Here is an 18,168-nt window from a genome sequence, read left to right as displayed (position 1 = left end):
ATCAAATATCTCCTTCCTTGTACATCTCCTCAAGCAGGTTGACAAGCTGTTTCTTTACTTTTTCCTTTGTCGTATTCTTAAACTGCGCGGCCGCGATATTCGCATGTCCGCCTCCACCCATACGCTCCATAATGATCTGGACATTCACATCATCGATAGAGCGGGCAGATATCTTTACATTTTCTCCCAACTGTGCGATTACAAAGGAAGCACGTACACCTGCAATATTCAACATCTCATTTGCCACCTTGGCTGTCAGTACAGTCGGTGATTCAGGTCCTTCTTTCGGCTCAAATACCGATACTGCAAACATCCCAAGAACCATCTCTGCGTTTCTAACGCCATCTGCTTTTTGTCTGTATGTGTCAATATCGCTTCTGAACATCTTTCTGACACGCATAACGTCCGCGCCGCTTCTTCTCAAATAAGCAGCAGCCTCAAATGTACGAACACCTGTCTTTGTCAGGAAGTTATCTGTATCGATCAGAATACCTGCATACATCGCATCTGCCTCAGACGGGCGAAGCTTGATTTTCTCATCCATGTACTGTAACATCTCCGCGATCATTTCGCACGCTGACGAAGCAAATGGTTCTACATAGGAAAGGGTCGCATTCGCGATCACATCCTTTGTCTGTCTGTGATGATCGAACACAACCACCGTCTTTGCATAGGAAATAAGCTCCTCACACTCAGTCAGACTCGGATTATTCACATCTACGACTACCAGCATCGTATCCGCATTTATCATCTCAATCGCCTGTTCATTGTTGATGATCATGTCATCACCATACATACTGTTTGCTGTAAAATTACCATAGATCGGACTGATCGCCGATGACACTTCATTGATAACGATATGTGCCTCTTTATTCATAGAATTCACCATACGATACACACCGATCGCAGATCCGAATGCATCCATATCCGGATCCTTGTGTGCCATGATGATCACCTTTTCTTTTGTCTCTAACAGCTCCTTAAATGCCAGTGTCTTAACACGAGCTTTTACACGGGTAGATTTCTCTGTACCCTGACTTCTTCCACCATAATAAGTAATCTTATCATTGGATTTCAGGACAACCTGATCCCCACCACGTCCGAGTGCAAGTTCCATTGCGGAACGAGCCGCTTCAAAATCAGCCAGAAAGCTGGAATATTCCGTTCCAAGACTTATAGATAACGTAAGTGGCAGATCATTTCCGATATTGATTGCTTTTACCTCATCCAGCAATGCAAATTTATTCTCCTGAAGCTGTGGAAGATATTTCTTCGGCATAACGAACATATACTTATCCTTTTCAAAGGAACGTACAATCGCATCTACATTTGCCATATATTTATTGATCTTTCGATCTACAAGTGCAACTAACAGTGAATGACGGACTTCCTCCAGATCATCGAATATCTCATCATAATTATCGATATATATCAGACCAGTAACCAGCTTCTGCTCCTCATTCTCCTTCGCCAGTTTGTTCTGCTCCGTCATATCAAACAGATACATGGCAATAAATGTGGTAACACCGTCTGTATGTTTCTTTCTCTTCGAGGTACGTGTCTTTTTATTCTCCTCCTGTAAACCTGTATCCTGTAGTACGATCTCCGGTGCTTCTGCACTTTCCGGTGCTTCCGGTTCAGCAACCGCATCTACCGGGCCATTCGGATTTACCCTGACACGCTTGATCTCTACTTTATATTCTCTTTCATTATATTCGATATCTGCATGAACCGTATCTTCACCCTCAGCCGGTATCATCTCATGTGTTAAGCCCTCAAACACCTGCATAGCTGTAAGCCGCATCAGCTTACGCTTACTTGTATTCGTGATATGTGCAAATTCATCATTTACCCATGCAAGTCTTCCCGTCTTGTCTAAGATAGCGTATGGTATAGGGAATTCCCGGATCAGATCCTTCTGAACTCTACCATTTTCCATCGCCTGATTTGCAAATAATGCGTCACTTGATACACGTGAAGATATATAAAGGACGATAGTCATAGCCGCATAAACAGCAGTAATAATGATACCTACCACACCTGCTGCCACACTGATCGTAAACATCCAGATATCAAACACCACAAACAATGCAATCATATAGAGCGGCATCTGTGTATAAAAATCATGTCTTTTATTTGTATGTTTATTTTCGTTCATGACGAATCTGTCCTTTCCGGATAATCTGTATCCTGTTTATTTTAGTTGTGTTTTCTGTCTGTTCATCCGTGCGATCCAATGGAGCAGGATCATACCGAATGCCACAGAAACAAATGTCAGACCTACAATGTATGCAAATCCTGTCCAATACGATACATCCGGGAAGATATAACGGACAGTTGCCCGCGCCGGGCTCTGGCAAAGATAGATAAACAAGCTCATCTCTCCCAGGAATTTACTTACTTTATTATCAAAAACACCTGATATTGCCGACTGCTTACTGGCAGTGATCGATATCGCAAACAACAGCAAAATGTTATTATAAAATACACAGGTCTTTCCACCTTCATGCATCATAAAGATCGCAAGCAGATACAGCAGAAGCTCTGCGATTCCGAGAAGCCGTTTTACTGACGGACGAAATTCTTTCTTCTTCAGATATTCTGCAAACATATATACCAGACATCCTATATTCAAGCCTACAAAGGCACGCAAGATGCCATGCGTGATAACACCTTCAAACTTCGTAAAGCCATTATATCCGACAGTATTATAAAAATATCCTGATATCAAAAGCGCGGTAACAGGAGCAATGATCAGTGTATAAGTGTCCTTATACTTTCGTAATAATGGATAGATCACCAGCATGGCGATAAGCATAGCCGAAATATACCAAGTGATCATCACAACCTGAGTTCCCTGCACGCCTGACATGGACAGCAGTAAAAAGTTCGGAATCATCTTCACAATCGCAATAAATAATCCGATAATTCCTTCCTTTAGATATACATATCGACCAACTTCCACAAACCATACACAAAGCCCCAGTGCATAGCAATACAAATATGCCGGTAAGATCCGTCGGATCTTATGAAGGGCAAAGCCGAATGTCTCTTTTCCGAGAGAAATACCTGTATGCCGTTCTTCTGCTTTTGCAGCTGACACACACATGAAATATCCGGATACGATAAAGAACATCTCAACCGCATATCGTCCCCATTCCAACAGATATCCATGCTTGCCGCCATATACCTCACCTACATGGAATACAAGTATCACCAGGCAAAACACAAATTTCCAGAAGTCGAGGGCTCCATTGTATTTTTTATTCATTTCTATTTCTCGCTTTTCTTCTTATACTGGCTCATTCTTGTATCAATCTTATTCGTGATGCCAAGTCCGAAAGCCTGTTCATTTTCTTTATACTGTAACAACGCACGGAACATATATACATCTTCCGGTGTCGTAACCTTGATATTTCCTCTGTTGCCTTCAACAATATGTGCCACAATATTCTGACTTCTGATAATGGTACATGCATCAACCATTCCTTCATATCCGGTTGGAGTTGCACGGACAACATCATGAGCGGCAATGATATCCTTCAGGTAGAAGGACTGCGGTGCCTGTGCTGAATATGTGTCTTTTCTAGGTGGTACCGAATCGATCTCGACACCATTCTCACTGATCATGATCGTCTCATAGCAGGCAGTCGATGTGATCGCATTACCGTACTTTTTAACACTCTCTATATTGTTGGAAATAACATCATATGAAACATATGGGCGAACACCATCATGGATCAGAACAATAGAATCCTCCGGGCATTCAGACTCTGCCATTTTAAGTGCATTGTAAATAGAATCCTGAGAAGTTGCTCCACCGGCCAGTACATGTTTTACCTTCGTCAGATGATACTCTTCTGCCAGATCTTCTACATAAGGAATATAATCCTCGAGAACCGAGATGTAGATCGCATCGATCTGATCATGATACTGGAATAACTGTAATGTATGAACCAGGATCGGTTTTCCGTTGATCTCAAGGAACTGCTTTGGAATTCCCGCTCCCATTCTTACTCCACTGCCGCCTGCAAAAATAATTGCTATATTCATCTACTGTTTCTCCTTTTTTCTGTTTATTTTAAATTTTTCACTTCTTTGCCGCAATTGTGCGATACAGAATGCTATATAGACTTTCCCCATTCTGCATAGATATATTAATTTTATAACGAAATCAAGAAAAATTCAACTTATATTTGACTTGATGCATTGTGTGTTATTTGTTTTATCGTTTTCAATATTCTCTCCGTTGCCTTACCATCACACATCGACATATGATAAGCAAAGCACTTTTCGATCTCTGCAGGATCCCGCTCGGACAGTTCATACTCGATTGCCGCAGGAAGCCCCGCTCCATCCGTAACCACCTTACACGGGAAGGAATCATATGGAACATAGAAGCCTCTGGCATGGTCAAACGAATCAAAGTCCGGTGCAAAAAATAAAAACGGCTTCTTATATGCCATATAGTCAAATAATATCGAAGAATAATCTGTGATGAGCAGATCTGCAACCGCAAATATTTTCTCGGACGGCAGATCGCAATTCGACTTCATTCCCTTTTCTTCCAGATGTGGATGCAACTTGATCACCCAGTAATAACGATCTTCTGTTTCTTTCATAACTCTCTGTATCTCTTCCATTCCACAGAGTGTCGGCATAGCCGCATTTCCCCGAAATGTAGGAGCCCAGAGAATTACTTTTTTCCCTTTTGCTTCCGGATATTTCCGATAAAATTCCTCATGGTTTGCCTGATTCCATGCATCATCATAATAATAGTCCGACCGACTGATCCCGGTCGCCTGTACAACTCCCGAAGCAAGCCGCATTGTCTTTGTAAACACCGGTACACAACACGGTGCGCTGACTGTCAGCAGATCATAGTTTTTGTAAACCGAATCGCCTTTATACATCTTCGGAATATCTTCCGTCGTGTCATATCCGCTTTTCTTAAGCAGCCCGCCGGAATGCCAGAGCTGTACCACCTTTGTCTCCGGCCGTTTCTCACAGGCCGATACAGGAAGAAAATTATCACAGATAAATACATATTCTGTGACAGCATACCGCTTCATAAACTGCCTCAGCCACTTTAACAGACTGCCATATCCCATCTTTCCAAAATCGGTGACCCAAGTTTCGTTCTTATACTCCGGATCCCATTGCAGTGTTTCATACATTTTTTTCATAGAAAAAGGCAGTTCCTCATGATGTGCATCGGCGAAGATCACCAGCCCCTTTTCAACCGGCTTTCCGGCATACCGTTTATAGAGCAGCGGCAGATAAATCTGCTGCATCGCCATTTTCAATACCTGTTTTATATAAAATACCATCTTCATATAATTACAAATAAACCTTTCGAACATTATCGAAAACCGGCGGCATCCGCGTTTTCATGCGTATGCCGCCGGCTTATCATCATTTTCTATCTAAATTATTAACCATTAATTCTGGAAAGAAGCTCCTTACCAAGTTCCTCATTACCAGGCTTACCAAGTAATGCGAACATGTTCTTCTTATAGCTTTCTACACCTGGCTGGTTAAATGGATTTACTCCAAGAGTGTATCCGCTGATACCACATGCAAACTCAAATGTGTAGAACAGCTCACCTAATGTGAACTCATCGATCTTGTCAATATTGATCTGGATGATTGGAATTCCGCCATCAACATGTGCAAGAATTGTTCCGTTCATAGCACTCTTATTTGCAAAATCTACTGTCTTGCCTGCAAGGTAGTTCAGACCATCAAGATCACAATCCTCTTCTTCCATTACGATCTCACATGTTGGATGTAACACATTGATTACTGTCTCGAAATGGTTCTGTGAACCCTGCTGGATAAACTGTCCTAATGAATGAAGGTCTGTTGTAAAGTCAGTTGCTGTCGGGAATAATCCCTTACCGTCTTTTCCTTCGCTCTCGCCGTATAACTGCTTCCACCATTCTGCTACGAAATGTAATGCCGGCTCAAAGTTGGCAAGGATCTCGATGGACTTGCCCTTTCTGTACAGGATATTACGAACTGCTGCATACTTCATAGCATCGCTATCGTCAAAGTTCTCTGCAAGGCAGTCTTTTCTTGCTGATGCAGCACCTTCCATGAGCTTATCAATATCTGCACCGCTTACTGCGATCGGAAGAAGACCTACTGCTGTCAGAACTGAGAAACGTCCACCTACATCATCAGGTACCACGAATGTCTCATATCCTTCTTCTGTAGCAAGTGTCTTCAATGCTCCCTTTGCCTTATCTGTTGTAGCATAGATTCTCTTAGCTGCTTCTTCTTTACCATATTTCTCAATTAATTTCTTCTTGAAAATTCTGGATGCAATACCAGGCTCTGTAGTTGTACCTGACTTGGAAATGATGTTGATAGAGAAATCTCTGTCTCCAATCACCTGTAACAGGTGTGCCATATAGGTACTGCTGATATTACTTCCTGCATAATAGATCTCAGGGGTTTTACGAATCTCTTTATCTACTGAATTATAAAAGCTGTGTCTTAAAGCTTCGATCGCTGCTCTTGCGCCAAGGTAAGAACCGCCGATACCGATAACTACCAGAACATCTGAATCTGACTGGATCTTAGCAGCCGCTTTCTTGATTCTTGCGAACTCTTCCTTATCATAATCAACCGGAAGATCGATCCATCCAAGGAAATCATTTCCTTCACCGGTCTTGTTTACAAGTGTTGATTTTGCTGCAACAACTTCTTCCTTAATAGCTGCGATATCCTCAGCGGAAGCCATACCAGCAACATTCTTAAAATCGAAACTTACTGTCTTTGCCATTTTATTATCTCTCCTTGCTTATATGATTTTTCAAAGCTATGGATAATTGTAGCAAAAGGAAACCCCATAATCAACTATTTTTCGAACATTTCATCAAGTGATACAAATCTGTAACCAAGTTCTGTTAAATTTGACAACACCGTATCTAACGCCTGCGCATTTGACTCCGACACATTATGCATGAGCGGAATTGCGCCATTATGATAATATTTATCAAAATGCTCGATCACATAATCTTTCCCCGGCTGATTATTTACATCATAATCCAAATATGCCATGCTCCAGAAAATGGTCTTATACCCCATATCCTTTGCCAGTTGGAGCACCCTTTCACTGTACTCACCGCTCGGCGGTCTGAAATATGGATCCATCCGGTAACCCGTGGCCTCTTTCATATAATCAGCACAGGTCTGCAATTCTTCCTTCTGTTTTTCCACACTGATACCGGGCATGGAAGGATGGGTAACTGTATGGTTGCCAACCTGGTGGCCCTCCTCTTTCATTCTTTTTACCAGCTCCACATTATCCCTGATATACGTCTGTGTGACGAAAAAACAAGCTTTTGCATTATGCTTCTTTAACGTGTCCAGCATCTGTTCTGTATATCCGTTCTCATAACCGCAGTCAAAGGTCAGATATATAACCTTGTCATCTCCGGCATCCTGATCCACATAATATGCATCATACTGTTCGATCGAAAAACTGTGATCGCAGTCACTGATCCCATGATTTTTATCCCGTACAATGTACCATGAAAACTTCTTATTACTGACTGCATCATAATCACGAAGCAGCGTCATATCCTCCGTCGCCGCTTCTGTCCGGTCTTCTACACTTCCATTATCATTTCCCCCTTTTCGTCCGTCCGGACTGCCATTTTGTCCACCGGAACCATCAGCCGTCCGATTTCCCTCATTCTGCATCTGACAGTCTCCCGGTGTTGCCACATTTCCGTTTTTCCTCGTTTTGCTCTTCGCCATTCCGGCACAGCCTGTCAGAAACAGACACATCATAATTCCCGAAACTACATACAGTTTTTTGACTGTAACCACTTCCAATTGTTATTTTGGATATAATATATGCTGTTTCTTCCGCTGTTTATACCTATACCTGTCAGGTTGTACTGATTCCCTGCAGCAGCTTGTCAAATAATGCATCACACGCCGCGATCTGTTCCTCCGTTATCTCCCGGTCATCTTCCTTTGCGGTCTGTTTCAGAGGCTGCTGCCCTTCGGCTGCCGGCTGCCGCCGGCTTTTCTCTGATCTGCGGTGTTCTGCCCGCATCGCTTTTTTCGATTTTGCCGTGATTCTTTCCCGTGTCGAATCCATTTCCTGCATTTTCATTCCGGATGTACCAAGCTTCTTTTCCGGTGCATCCTTCTGTCCGTCGCCGGCCAACCGTCCATCTTTATTTTCCGGCTCTGTCTCTGCAACTGCCTGCAGGTCCTTCTTTTTAATATCAGTCTCCCGACTCTTTCTACGTTCTGCCTCAGCCTTTTTCTCGTTCCGTCTGTCCTTCTGTTCTCCCATCTGTGCCAGTGCCGCATCAATATCGATCACATTTGGCTCTATAATAGCCGCTGCCGTCTGTTTCAGACCACTCCGGCTTCTGTCATCTGCTTTCTGTTTACTGCTCTCCATCTGTTTTTCCTGCTCCCGTTTCAGACGATTTGCCAAACTGTTGTTCATATAGCTGACGAGTTCCGCCGATAACATCTCACATTTCCGCCGGGTATTGAATATGTTGTAGACCATCTGCATAACTCCACAGGCAACAATACCCCACATACCGATCTGCACACTTGCAAATACAGAACTGCCTGTCCGATATTCCCACCAGGTTCCGATCAGACCTGTTCCGGCAGCAAGGATCATCATGTTACTGCAGAAGCTGTTCCAGGAGCTGACATAGCTCTTGCCCAGCTTCAGTTTATATATGTATTTCTCGACAAACGATCTCGTATCCCGGATACCCACATCAAGATACGATAATTCCTCGTACCTTTTTCGTATCTCCACCAGTGCTTTCTTTTTTGTACTTTTCATACTTCCTGCTCCTCTGACCAGCCCTTTCAAAAATCCATCCATTATCAGCTTTGCTACAATTCCACATATTCCCGTCGCTGCGATCACATACAAAAAAATACTCTGTTCCAAAATAGTTCCAAACATAACCATTTCCCCTTTTCAAATAATTTTTCATGTTTTCAGTTCCGATACCCCGCTCCGGATTCAGGGTGGTTTCATTATAGTTTCGGTATTTTTGATTTTTCAAGTGAAATCACACGACAAATGTTTACCTTTATTTTCATTTTTGGTATACTGATTTAGATTTGAACTCATTTAAGAATGTGTATGGTTATTTTGGACTATAATAGAAAAGAGGTAGATTAAAATGGATTATAAAACAAAAGGAACCTGTTCCACTAACATTCATTTTGAAGTGGAAGATGGTAAAGTTAAAAATGTTTCTTTCACAGGCGGCTGCAATGGTAACCTGAAGGGTATCAGCGCCCTAGTTGAGGGAATGAAGGTGGAAGATGTCATTGATAAACTGGAAGGAACAACATGCAGCTTCAAGCCAACATCCTGTCCGGATCAATTGGCAAAGGCGCTTAAGAATTATCTTCAGGGGGCATAATATATGAAACGAATCATCCTTACCGGCGGTGGAACTGCCGGTCATGTTACACCAAATATAGCATTGATACCGGAATTACGGAAGCTTGGATATGATATCCATTATATCGGTTCTTATAACGGAATGGAACGCAAGCTGATCGAGGATCTGAACATTCCTTATCATGGGATCTCCTCCGGCAAGCTCAGACGTTATTTTGACCTTAAGAACTTTACAGATCCGTTCCGGGTTATAAAAGGTATGGGTGAAGCCAAGAAGTTAATGAAGGAACTGAAGCCGGATGTCGTATTCTCAAAGGGCGGCTTTGTAACCGTTCCTGTCGTATTCGCAGCCAAATCCTGCAACATCCCTGTCATCATCCACGAATCTGATATGACACCGGGTCTTGCAAATAAGCTGGAGCTTCCAAAGGCCTCCCGTGTGTGTTGCAACTTCCCGGAGACAAAGGATATGTTCCCGGAAGGTAAAGCAGTCGTGACCGGAACCCCGATCCGTAAAGAGCTTTTCAATGGAAATGCAGTTGATGCGATCAACTTCTGCGGTTTTACAGACAACAAGCCTGTGATCCTGATCGTCGGCGGCAGTTCGGGAAGTGCCGTGATAAATAAAGCGATCCGTGAAAATATCGATAAACTGCTGGAGCGTTTTAACGTGATCCATCTCTGCGGTAAGGGCAATCTGGATCATTCACTTGATAACAAGTCCGGTTATGTTCAGTATGAATATATAAAGAAAGAACTAAGCAGTATGCTTGCTCTTGCTGATCTTGTGATCTCCCGTGCCGGTGCAAATGCGATCTGTGAATTGCTTGCTCTTCGCAAACCGAATATCCTGATCCCGTTATCTGCTGCTGCCAGCCGCGGCGACCAGATCTTAAATGCAGAATCCTTCAAAAAGAGCGGTTACAGTTATGTGATCAAAGAAGAGGAATTATCCTCCGAGACATTATTTGCTGCGATCGATGATGTCTATAATAATAAACAGACTTACATCGAGACAATGGAAAAGAGCAATCTTACAGATTCCACGTCTATTATAATCGGCATGATCGAGGAACTGGTGAATAACAAATAAATACAGCAACAGGTATAACGCGCATAAAAGAAACAGGCACATATCATTTCGATATATGCCTGTTTCTTTTATATGGTATATATTATAATTACTTCGCTGCATTTGCGATCTTCTCATAGGCAGCTTCTTTTGCCTGATCGGTCGAAAGAATATCATCCTTGATCGTTATCACGATATCAACCTGAGAATTATTTCTTACTGTAAATTCAACCTTCATAGGCTGATCTGTATACATCTGATCCATGCCTGCTGTAGTAAGATCCATTGTAGCCTTAGATCCGTAGTATGTAACTTTCCAGTCACCGCTTGCTTCTTCTTCATAATACCAAGCACTGCTCTTACACAGATTTTCAAGACCATCACCAAAAGTCTTATCAAATCCCGGAATCTTTGTCTTCTTGATCTTATCTACCTGAGCTTTCGCCGTATCATCTGTACGATACTGAATATTTCCCTTTACAAACATCTTTGATGTCTGCGGCAGAACAGCATAAACTCCAAAGCACAATCCGATTACTATAAGAATAGCAACTAACACTTTTACAAAAGTCTTCATATCAACACTCCCATTTCCTTTATTATTAAATACTTAGAACAGTTCTTTTTCCAACTGAAATATAAATTCTTCCAAGAGCTGCATACGCTTATTATATTCCACTCTGCCGGCATCTGTCTTGCATCTTCTGATCTTTGGTTTATTAATTCTGTAAAAGTTCTTTATTCTGTAATATGCGCGCTTATAGCTTGCATCGTCCTCCAGCGCAGTTGCCATGGAATCCCATAGTACACTGACTGCTCCCACTTCATCTAACAGATCTGCATCCATAACGATCCTACATTCCAAAGAAAGATCTGCATCTGTATCCTTCTCCTCGTGAATCATTATAATCTCCCCGATCTTTGCGATCTTTTCAGGATCTACTCCTATGCTGTCCAGATATTCAACAGCTATCTCTGCACCAACTTCTCCATGTGGTCTGTTCTCATCCCAGCCAATGTCATGTAAAAGTGCTGCAAGTACGATAATATCAAGATCGCCCCCTAACTTGGACTGTAACTTAATTGCCCATCTGTATACACGCATCGTGTGTTCATATCTACTTCTAAACTCATAATTTGGCGGTCTGCCATTCTTCGCAGTCTGCGTTTTGACAAACTCAATTACATCAGCGTAATTCATCTCTGTTCGCCCCTTGATTTATACCTTTTTTTGTAACTTACGCTCTATTTGACGATTTAAAATCCTGCCAAACAGACTTTCTCCAAAACTTTCTCAATAAAAAAAGAAAGTATCATTATCTATGATAGCATCTTTTGTATAGATTTGCTATGTTTTTTTGAAAATTTTATAAATATTTTTATCAAAAAAATCCATGCAGTTTTCTCTCGAAACGCCGCCATAAGCGTTACCTTAGCAGTTAACTCAGCCCAGGCACCCTCGCGGCACACAGGAGATTCTCCTTAGTGCTGCTTCGTCTCCGACCTGACACGGTTCGAAGAGTCCTGTTGCGCAAGACCCAGACATCAACGCCACTTACTAAGGGCAGCCCTACAGTGGACATCCCTCAAGAAAACTATCACCCCTGCTATAGCGGATTGCAGGTTCAGGGCACCGCTACTTCCCCGGTTGCATGGAAACTTTATAACATATTCAATTGCACGCCACATTTTTGGCGCATATTTGATTATAAATGACGATCGCACATACGTCAACCTGTTTCTTTGGCAGCGTTTTTGGTGGATTCGGTATTTGGGCTGCAGGCTGTGGCAGAGGCTGTTGATCCTCGCAACGTCCCTGTTCATCACACACGCCTGATCCGCTCATGCTCCTGTGCTAACTCGCCCTTCGGGCTCAGACAAGCACCCGCATGAGCTGGCAGCGCGTTCTTCACGTCGGTCCTTTTGCGAATGTCCAAACAGCCTCTGCCACAGCCTGCAGCCCAAATACCGCCCTAACAACACTGAAAAAAACAGATCAGGCAGGTATGATGAACAGAAACATTGCTGGACAACATATATAAATTGGCAAGTCATGAAATCCGGCTATCGATAAAGCAAGATGCATGTTTAACAGCCGGATTCTGTGACCTGCTGATTGGTATATGGTGTCATTTGCATATGTTTCGTTACGAAGAACACACTGCCAGCGAATGCGGGTGCTTGTCTGAGCCCGAAGGGCGAGTTAGCACTGGAGCATGAGCGGATCAGGCGTGTGTGATGAGTAGAAACATTGCTGGACAACATATATAAATTGGCAGGTCATGAAATCCGTCTATGTTGAACATGCAATCTTCAAAAATTCTACCGCTGACGGCTTCCTACGACCACGCCTTTGCGGAGGTCTGCAAAAAAGTCCTTCATCAGGCTGCTGCACTCCTCCTGACAGATACCATATACTGTTTCTACCTGATGATTAAATGCCGACATATCGAACATATTAAGGATCGAACCGGCGCATCCGGCTTTCTTATTCATACACCCGATCACAACCTTCGGGATCCTTGCCTGTACGATGGCTCCGGCACACATCTGACACGGTTCTAATGTCACATACATCGTACAATCCTCCAACCGCCAGTCACCGAGTTTCTTTGATGCCTGCTCGATCGCCAGCAGTTCTGCATGCGCCAGTGTTGTCTTCTTCAGATTTCTCTTGTTATACCCCCGTGCGATCACCTTATTATCCTTTACGATCACACAACCGATCGGAACATCTCCCTGAACATAAGCTTTCTGCGCCAGCTTAATTGCCTTTTTCATATAAATCTCATACATCTTCCTGTCTTCACCCGACATCTCAGGTTCTGTCCCTTGCCGATCTACGTATGTATCTTTTACTTCATCTTCCCTGTTCCGTATATTCTGATCATCTTCTATCCCCTGTCCTATTACATTTTCTTCTGTATTCTGTTCCATTTTCTTCTCCATGCCGGCATCCTCCGTCATTCAACCTGCGCTCTTCACCATGCCGGCTTTTTCTATCATTCAATAAACATTATTTTATGCCACAGCTCTTTTTTTATTTCAGATCCACCACCCAGTAGCCAAAGCTTCCTGTCTTGATCCTTGTCTCCTTCACCGGAATAAAACGATCAAATCCAAAGATTCCTGCGAGATACTTCTCTTTGGATGAATACTCTCCCGGCACTCCCAATATGTATCCGTTCGTATCTTCTTCATCAAACAGCACCCTGCCGAGCATCAGATATTTATAACTGTAAAATCCATGTGTCAGGAAGCTATTCACCCCCAACCGCCAGTTATCCATGTTCAGCAGTCCGATATCGTTCGGATTGATCTTTACACACTCGATCACTCCGTTTTCTCCATCCGGACAATTCGGCAGGAGCGGAAGCTTTTCCCGGTTCGCCATCAGTTCTGCCGCTCTTCCGTCTTCTTTCATTGTTTCTAAAACCTCGGCTGCCGTTACCCGTTTCTCCGTTTCTTCATCGGCCCGGGAAAATATCTTTTCATCCGGAGACTCCTCCGATTCCGGCAAAACGGTTTCCGAGTTGTCTGTATCTGTATGTGCCGTTTCTTTCACCTCTGAAGCCATTGTCTCCGTCTCAGATTCGCTGTCCATGTTTTCTGATTCCGCCATCGTCTCGGACACGATTCTTCTCCGATCATACTCTGTTACTGCAATTCCGCGGGCAGCTTCTTCCTCCCGTCTGGCAAATGCCTGACTGTAGTCCACAGTATTATCTGTCCATGAAGAACAGAAAATATCACTTTCTTCTTCGCCCATCCGCCTTATGATAATGCCGCTCCACGCTGTGATCGGCCGTCCGGTCTGATTGACATTATTCCAGTCAAAGGTAAAGCAGCCTTCTCCCCTGCCGGATTTCATGTTCAATTTCCCAAGATACAGAACAGCCGGAATCATACCGTCCGGCACTGCCTCCGGATATTCCTCCGGGTCCGCAAGCGTCTCACGATACAGATAAACCGAATATAAGCCCTCTTTCTTTACCTGATCCTTAAGATTCACCTGCATTTTACCTTTCTCATTCTGCTTCTGCACCTTTGCAAATCCAACATTTTCACATTTATCATAATTGTGATATCTGAAAATATATGATATAAATCTGTTCCAGTAAACCATAGATACCTCCGCCTCTTTTTTCTATCTGACATTTTTCATCTGACAGGAAATCATGTCTGCTTCCGCTATTATCCCTGAAAGACAAGCCTTACTTGTATCTATGCATTTTTTCTGTAACTTATTCCTTTATTCTTCGGAAATAGTATCACTTAACTTTGCAAATTCTGCCAGCGTTAAACTTTCTCCCCGAACATTTGCGGCAAGTCCCATTTTTTCCAGAGCTTTCTCCACCTGTGCTTTTGAATATGGAAGCTCGGGGCTGTTTGCGATTCCGTTCTGTAACGTCTTTCTTCTCTGGTTAAAGGATGCCCGGATCAGCTTGAACATCAGGCTCTCATCCTTTACCATCACCGGCGGCTCCTCATATCTGGTCAATCGGATCACCGCAGATCCTACACCCGGTCTCGGGATAAAGCAGTTTGGCGGTACATTTGCTGCAATATATGGTTTTGCATAATACTGAACCGCAAGTGACAACGCACCGTAATCTTTCGATCCCGGTCCTACCTGCATCCGGTCTGCTACTTCCTTTTGTACCATGACCGTAATTGACTGTAATGGTACATGGCTTTCAAATAAGCCCATAATGATCGGAGTTGTAATATAATACGGCAGATTGGCAACGACCTTGATCGGTTTACCATCGTTTTCTTCCTCAACCAGTCGGTTGATATCTAACTTCAATATATCTTCATTAATAATCGTTACATTATCATATTCCGCCAAAGTCTCCCCAAGGATCGGGATCAGATTTTTATCGATCTCAACCGCGATCACCTTTCCGGCCGACTCTGCCAGATACTGTGTCATCGTTCCGATTCCCGGTCCGATCTCCAGTACCAGATCATCCTTCGTGATCTCCGCTGCATTTATGATCTTTGTGATCACATGGTCATCGATCAGAAAATTCTGACCGAACTTCTTCTGAAATGCAAACTCATATTTCTTTATTGTCTGTATCGTAACCTGCGGGTTACTTAATTTCTCCATGCTCTGTCCTCCATCTATGCATTCTTACGCTTTCATCTTATCACGCAATCATTCTTCCTACGCCTCTGCCTGCATATTTTCTTCCATTCTGTACAGCTTCAGACTGTTTCTGAATGTCACGTCATACACTTCTTCTTCCGTAACTCCCTTTAATGCTGCGATCTCTTTTGCCACATAAGGAATATTAAGGGCAGAGTTCCGTTTTCCACGGAATGGTACGGGTGACAGATACGGCGAATCCGTTTCTAATACGATGCTGGTAAGCGGAATGGCTTCCACCACCTCTTTCAGCTTACGTCCATTGTTAAATGTCACTACACCGCCAACGCCGATATAATATCCCATCTTAATATATTCTCTTGCAATCTCTGTACTGTATGAAAAACAGTGAATGACGCCACCGCAAAGTCTTCCCTGCATCTCTTTCATGATATCCATGGTATCCTTTGCCGCATCCCTGCTGTGGATCACAACCGGAAGCTTCAGTTCTTCTGCCAGCTCCAACTGCTTTCGAAACCAGTGGATCTGCACCTCTTTTGGCACATCCTCATGGAAATAATCCAGCCCGATCTCTCCGATCGCCTTTACCTTCTCATCTGCTGCCATCTGCCGATACATCTCGATCGCCGCATCTGACAGCTCCGGTGCATCATCCGGGTGCGTTCCGATCGCCGCATAGATAAAATCATATCGGTGTGCAAGCTCAACGGATGCCTTTGAGGTCACTATATTAGCCCCTATATTCATTACATATCGGATATCCTGTCTCTGAAATTCCTCTAATAACCGCTCTCTGTCTGTATCAAACTGTTCATCATCATAGTGTCCGTGTGTCTCAAATATCATCTTCATATTCCTCGGTCATTTATTTTCTTAGACTGCTCCAGTCTGTATGCTTCGCTGCATCCCATTCTTCTTTCCGGCTCTCATACTGCTCATTGAACCAGTCTACTGCCGCAAGCTTTCCATCCTCCGAAAACGGAAATTCCTTTGTCAGCTTCTTTTCATCATCCGTATTCTCGTAACTGAACGGCTCCGGCCAGACCGTTGCCATCAGAGTTCCGGCATTCTGTACTTCTTTAGGTTTAAAAAATACATTTTCAAGCGGATTTCTGGCAAGGCGGAACCGCATGCCCTGATAACTTCCCTTAAATGCCTTTCCATACAAATAATAATTAATATGATAAAATGTTGTTTCTTCAATCTTTGGTGTGTCACCCATATCTCTCATCTGCCTTTCATCTGCCGGCACATTTTTCTTCATTCTTTTAAGTATACACTACTAAGATCAGCATATGCAACCAACTGTTGTCATTCTTTACGCCAATCGGCTTCCTTTATGCCGCACAATTCATCTTTTTCTTGCCAGTCAATCCCCATACAAAAAGACCCTTATCCACATCGGTTCTTGTATATCTGCTTCCGCTCCTGTGAACAAAGGTCTTTTCTATGAAAATCTATATTCTGTTTATGCTTCGTCTTTTACCATAAAAATAACTCCGGCTACCTTTGGTCCTGCATTGGAAGCAACCGCTGCTCCGATCTGGAAGAAATCGTCCGGCGCATAACCAACCTTTTCTGTCATCTTGGCAGCCAGTTCATCCCTGCATACATCATCGCATCCATATACGATCTGATATGGCGAACCCGGAAGCATCTCTGCTGCTGAGACATCTGCCATCTTTGCCAGTAATTTCTTCTCGCCGCGGCATTTGAATGCTGTAACGATCTCATTTGCCCATATCTTCATGATCGGTTTTACGCCAAGTGCATCACCGACCAGTGCTGCGGCACTCGGAATACGTCCTGATTTTGCTGCATATTTCAATCCATAAATACCGAAGTAGATCCGTCGTTTCGGAAGAATGTCTGACAGATAAGCAGTGATCTCATCCACTGTTTTTCCTTCTTCTGCCATCTTTGCTGCCTGCACAACCGGATATCCATACTGACCGCTGTATCCAACACCATCAAAGATCCGGATCGTTCCTTTTCCTGCATACTCCGGATGCTCCTCAAAGAATTCATTCTTTGCCATGACTGCATTATCATGGGTAGCAGAACCTTTTTTATTGATGCTGACAAATATAATTTCTGTATATCCTGCATCAAACTGCTCCTTATACAGCTCGTCGAACTGGAATGCTGTGATCTGCGCCGTCTTTGGCAGTTCGTTTGGATTTTCCTCCATTATCTTATAAAAACCGGCATTGTCAAAATCGACTCTGCTCATATAAGATTTGTCACCGACCGTTACCGGAAACGGAAGGATTAATATATTATATTTCTGTTCCTCAGCAGTTGAAATATCACTGGCTGAATCTGTTATGATCCTGATCTTGCTCATAGGTAAAACCTCATCTTTCTATTTGTAAACCGGCACTTCAAAACTCTTATACACTCTACTAATTCCAAGTTTCAAAAATGCCTGTATCCCTTAACTTTTTATAATATAGATGATTCGAACAGCAAATGTCAATCGTAGTTTCTATATAGAAAAGCCATGGTTTTCGGGGCTTTGTAACATGGTTTGAAAGACTAGATATTTTATTTTACTTTTTGAGGAAG

At 43.1% G+C, this 18,168-nt stretch carries 17 protein-coding genes and 1 other RNA gene; 2 read left to right on the top strand and 16 right to left on the bottom strand.

Annotated features, from left to right (window positions below; genetic code table 11):
- Position 1: 1 nt before the first annotated feature.
- The 7 genes from CLOL250_RS10570 to CLOL250_RS10540 all read right to left on the bottom strand — a co-directional run bounded on the left by CLOL250_RS10570 (position 2) and on the right by CLOL250_RS10540 (position 8,962).
- A complete protein-coding gene (locus CLOL250_RS10570) occupies positions 2 to 2,158 on the bottom strand; it encodes a DHH family phosphoesterase (protein ID WP_008402434.1) in 2,157 nt (718 codons plus the stop codon).
- A 36-nt stretch (positions 2,159 to 2,194) separates the two neighbouring features.
- Positions 2,195 to 3,271, bottom strand: a complete 1,077-nt coding sequence (locus tag CLOL250_RS10565; protein WP_008402433.1) for an acyltransferase family protein — start codon at positions 3,269 to 3,271, stop codon at positions 2,195 to 2,197.
- A gap of 2 nt (positions 3,272 to 3,273) precedes the next feature.
- Complete coding sequence (locus CLOL250_RS10560) at positions 3,274 to 4,053, bottom strand: IspD/TarI family cytidylyltransferase (RefSeq protein ID WP_008402432.1); 780 nt, start codon at positions 4,051 to 4,053, stop codon at positions 3,274 to 3,276.
- 137 nt (positions 4,054 to 4,190) lie between these two features.
- Positions 4,191 to 5,363 (bottom strand): CDP-glycerol glycerophosphotransferase family protein, encoded by a 1,173-nt coding sequence (locus CLOL250_RS10555; protein WP_008402431.1) that lies wholly within the window; start codon positions 5,361 to 5,363, stop codon positions 4,191 to 4,193.
- A gap of 71 nt (positions 5,364 to 5,434) precedes the next feature.
- On the bottom strand, positions 5,435 to 6,790 hold the full coding sequence (locus tag CLOL250_RS10550) for a glucose-6-phosphate isomerase (protein WP_008402430.1): 1,356 nt from the start codon (positions 6,788 to 6,790) through the stop codon (positions 5,435 to 5,437).
- Between the two features lie 74 nt (positions 6,791 to 6,864).
- Complete coding sequence (locus CLOL250_RS10545; RefSeq protein WP_274922284.1) at positions 6,865 to 7,842, bottom strand: polysaccharide deacetylase family protein; 978 nt, start codon at positions 7,840 to 7,842, stop codon at positions 6,865 to 6,867.
- A 61-nt stretch (positions 7,843 to 7,903) separates the two neighbouring features.
- Positions 7,904 to 8,962, bottom strand: a complete 1,059-nt coding sequence (locus tag CLOL250_RS10540) for a hypothetical protein (RefSeq protein ID WP_044945964.1) — start codon at positions 8,960 to 8,962, stop codon at positions 7,904 to 7,906.
- A gap of 223 nt (positions 8,963 to 9,185) precedes the next feature.
- Here CLOL250_RS10540 and CLOL250_RS10535 point away from each other — a divergent pair, with 223 nt between their 5' ends.
- Positions 9,186 to 9,431 carry a TIGR03905 family TSCPD domain-containing protein gene (locus tag CLOL250_RS10535; protein WP_008402427.1) on the top strand — a complete coding sequence of 82 codons (246 nt, stop codon included), beginning with the start codon at positions 9,186 to 9,188 and terminating at the stop codon, positions 9,429 to 9,431.
- 3 nt (positions 9,432 to 9,434) lie between these two features.
- Positions 9,435 to 10,505, top strand: a complete 1,071-nt coding sequence (locus CLOL250_RS10530; protein ID WP_008402426.1) for an undecaprenyldiphospho-muramoylpentapeptide beta-N-acetylglucosaminyltransferase — start codon at positions 9,435 to 9,437, stop codon at positions 10,503 to 10,505.
- An 88-nt stretch (positions 10,506 to 10,593) separates the two neighbouring features.
- On the opposite strand, the gene CLOL250_RS10525 is transcribed toward CLOL250_RS10530, so the two are convergent.
- The 9 genes from CLOL250_RS10525 to CLOL250_RS10490 form a co-directional block, all read right to left on the bottom strand.
- Positions 10,594 to 11,061 carry a hypothetical protein gene (locus CLOL250_RS10525; protein ID WP_008402425.1) on the bottom strand — a complete coding sequence of 156 codons (468 nt, stop codon included), beginning with the start codon at positions 11,059 to 11,061 and terminating at the stop codon, positions 10,594 to 10,596.
- Between the two features lie 33 nt (positions 11,062 to 11,094).
- On the bottom strand, positions 11,095 to 11,685 hold the full coding sequence (locus tag CLOL250_RS10520; RefSeq protein WP_008402424.1) for an HD domain-containing protein: 591 nt from the start codon (positions 11,683 to 11,685) through the stop codon (positions 11,095 to 11,097).
- 191 nt (positions 11,686 to 11,876) lie between these two features.
- An RNA gene (gene ffs / locus CLOL250_RS13560) (signal recognition particle sRNA large type) lies at positions 11,877 to 12,140 on the bottom strand.
- A gap of 666 nt (positions 12,141 to 12,806) precedes the next feature.
- Entirely contained in the window at positions 12,807 to 13,433 is a 627-nt protein-coding gene (gene tadA, locus CLOL250_RS10515; RefSeq protein ID WP_446714955.1) for a tRNA adenosine(34) deaminase TadA, read from the bottom strand.
- 91 nt (positions 13,434 to 13,524) lie between these two features.
- Positions 13,525 to 14,610: a DUF6128 domain-containing protein gene (locus tag CLOL250_RS10510; RefSeq protein WP_008402417.1), complete on the bottom strand. Its 1,086-nt coding sequence runs from the start codon at positions 14,608 to 14,610 to the stop codon at positions 13,525 to 13,527.
- A gap of 126 nt (positions 14,611 to 14,736) precedes the next feature.
- Positions 14,737 to 15,600 (bottom strand): 16S rRNA (adenine(1518)-N(6)/adenine(1519)-N(6))-dimethyltransferase RsmA, encoded by an 864-nt coding sequence (gene rsmA / locus CLOL250_RS10505; RefSeq protein ID WP_008402415.1) that lies wholly within the window; start codon positions 15,598 to 15,600, stop codon positions 14,737 to 14,739.
- 57 nt (positions 15,601 to 15,657) lie between these two features.
- Positions 15,658 to 16,452 (bottom strand): TatD family hydrolase, encoded by a 795-nt coding sequence (locus CLOL250_RS10500; protein WP_008402414.1) that lies wholly within the window; start codon positions 16,450 to 16,452, stop codon positions 15,658 to 15,660.
- A 13-nt stretch (positions 16,453 to 16,465) separates the two neighbouring features.
- Positions 16,466 to 16,864 carry a hypothetical protein gene (locus CLOL250_RS10495; protein WP_008402413.1) on the bottom strand — a complete coding sequence of 133 codons (399 nt, stop codon included), beginning with the start codon at positions 16,862 to 16,864 and terminating at the stop codon, positions 16,466 to 16,468.
- A 204-nt stretch (positions 16,865 to 17,068) separates the two neighbouring features.
- A complete protein-coding gene (locus CLOL250_RS10490; RefSeq protein ID WP_008402412.1) occupies positions 17,069 to 17,947 on the bottom strand; it encodes a DegV family protein in 879 nt (292 codons plus the stop codon).
- Between the last annotated feature and the right edge of the window lie 221 nt (positions 17,948 to 18,168).

Source organism: Clostridium sp. L2-50 (genome assembly GCF_000154245.1).
GTDB lineage: Bacteria > Bacillota > Clostridia > Lachnospirales > Lachnospiraceae > Coprococcus.
The sequence above is the reverse complement of the archived record's forward strand: the minus strand, read 5'-3'. Positions and strand labels throughout refer to the sequence as shown.

Excerpts from the sequence above, each read along its gene's own strand:
- CLOL250_RS10560 (WP_008402432.1), bottom strand. The coding sequence starts at position 4,053 with ATGAATATAGCAATTATTTTTGCAGGCGGCAGTGGAGTAAGAATGGGA.
- rsmA (WP_008402415.1), bottom strand. The coding sequence starts at position 15,600 with ATGGAGAAATTAAGTAACCCGCAGGTTACGATACAGACAATAAAGAAA.
- CLOL250_RS10570 (WP_008402434.1), bottom strand. The coding sequence starts at position 2,158 with ATGAACGAAAATAAACATACAAATAAAAGACATGATTTTTATACACAG.
- CLOL250_RS10550 (WP_008402430.1), bottom strand. The coding sequence starts at position 6,790 with ATGGCAAAGACAGTAAGTTTCGATTTTAAGAATGTTGCTGGTATGGCT.
- CLOL250_RS10530 (WP_008402426.1), top strand. The coding sequence starts at position 9,435 with ATGAAACGAATCATCCTTACCGGCGGTGGAACTGCCGGTCATGTTACA.
- CLOL250_RS10495 (WP_008402413.1), bottom strand. The coding sequence starts at position 16,864 with ATGAAGAAAAATGTGCCGGCAGATGAAAGGCAGATGAGAGATATGGGT.
- CLOL250_RS10490 (WP_008402412.1), bottom strand. The coding sequence starts at position 17,947 with ATGAGCAAGATCAGGATCATAACAGATTCAGCCAGTGATATTTCAACT.
- CLOL250_RS10540 (WP_044945964.1), bottom strand. The coding sequence starts at position 8,962 with ATGTTTGGAACTATTTTGGAACAGAGTATTTTTTTGTATGTGATCGCA.
- CLOL250_RS10565 (WP_008402433.1), bottom strand. The coding sequence starts at position 3,271 with ATGAATAAAAAATACAATGGAGCCCTCGACTTCTGGAAATTTGTGTTT.
- CLOL250_RS10500 (WP_008402414.1), bottom strand. The coding sequence starts at position 16,452 with ATGAAGATGATATTTGAGACACACGGACACTATGATGATGAACAGTTT.
- CLOL250_RS10520 (WP_008402424.1), bottom strand. The coding sequence starts at position 11,685 with ATGAATTACGCTGATGTAATTGAGTTTGTCAAAACGCAGACTGCGAAG.
- CLOL250_RS10525 (WP_008402425.1), bottom strand. The coding sequence starts at position 11,061 with ATGAAGACTTTTGTAAAAGTGTTAGTTGCTATTCTTATAGTAATCGGA.
- CLOL250_RS10510 (WP_008402417.1), bottom strand. The coding sequence starts at position 14,610 with ATGGTTTACTGGAACAGATTTATATCATATATTTTCAGATATCACAAT.
- CLOL250_RS10535 (WP_008402427.1), top strand. The coding sequence starts at position 9,186 with ATGGATTATAAAACAAAAGGAACCTGTTCCACTAACATTCATTTTGAA.
- CLOL250_RS10555 (WP_008402431.1), bottom strand. The coding sequence starts at position 5,363 with ATGTTCGAAAGGTTTATTTGTAATTATATGAAGATGGTATTTTATATA.
- tadA (WP_446714955.1), bottom strand. The coding sequence starts at position 13,433 with ATGGAGAAGAAAATGGAACAGAATACAGAAGAAAATGTAATAGGACAG.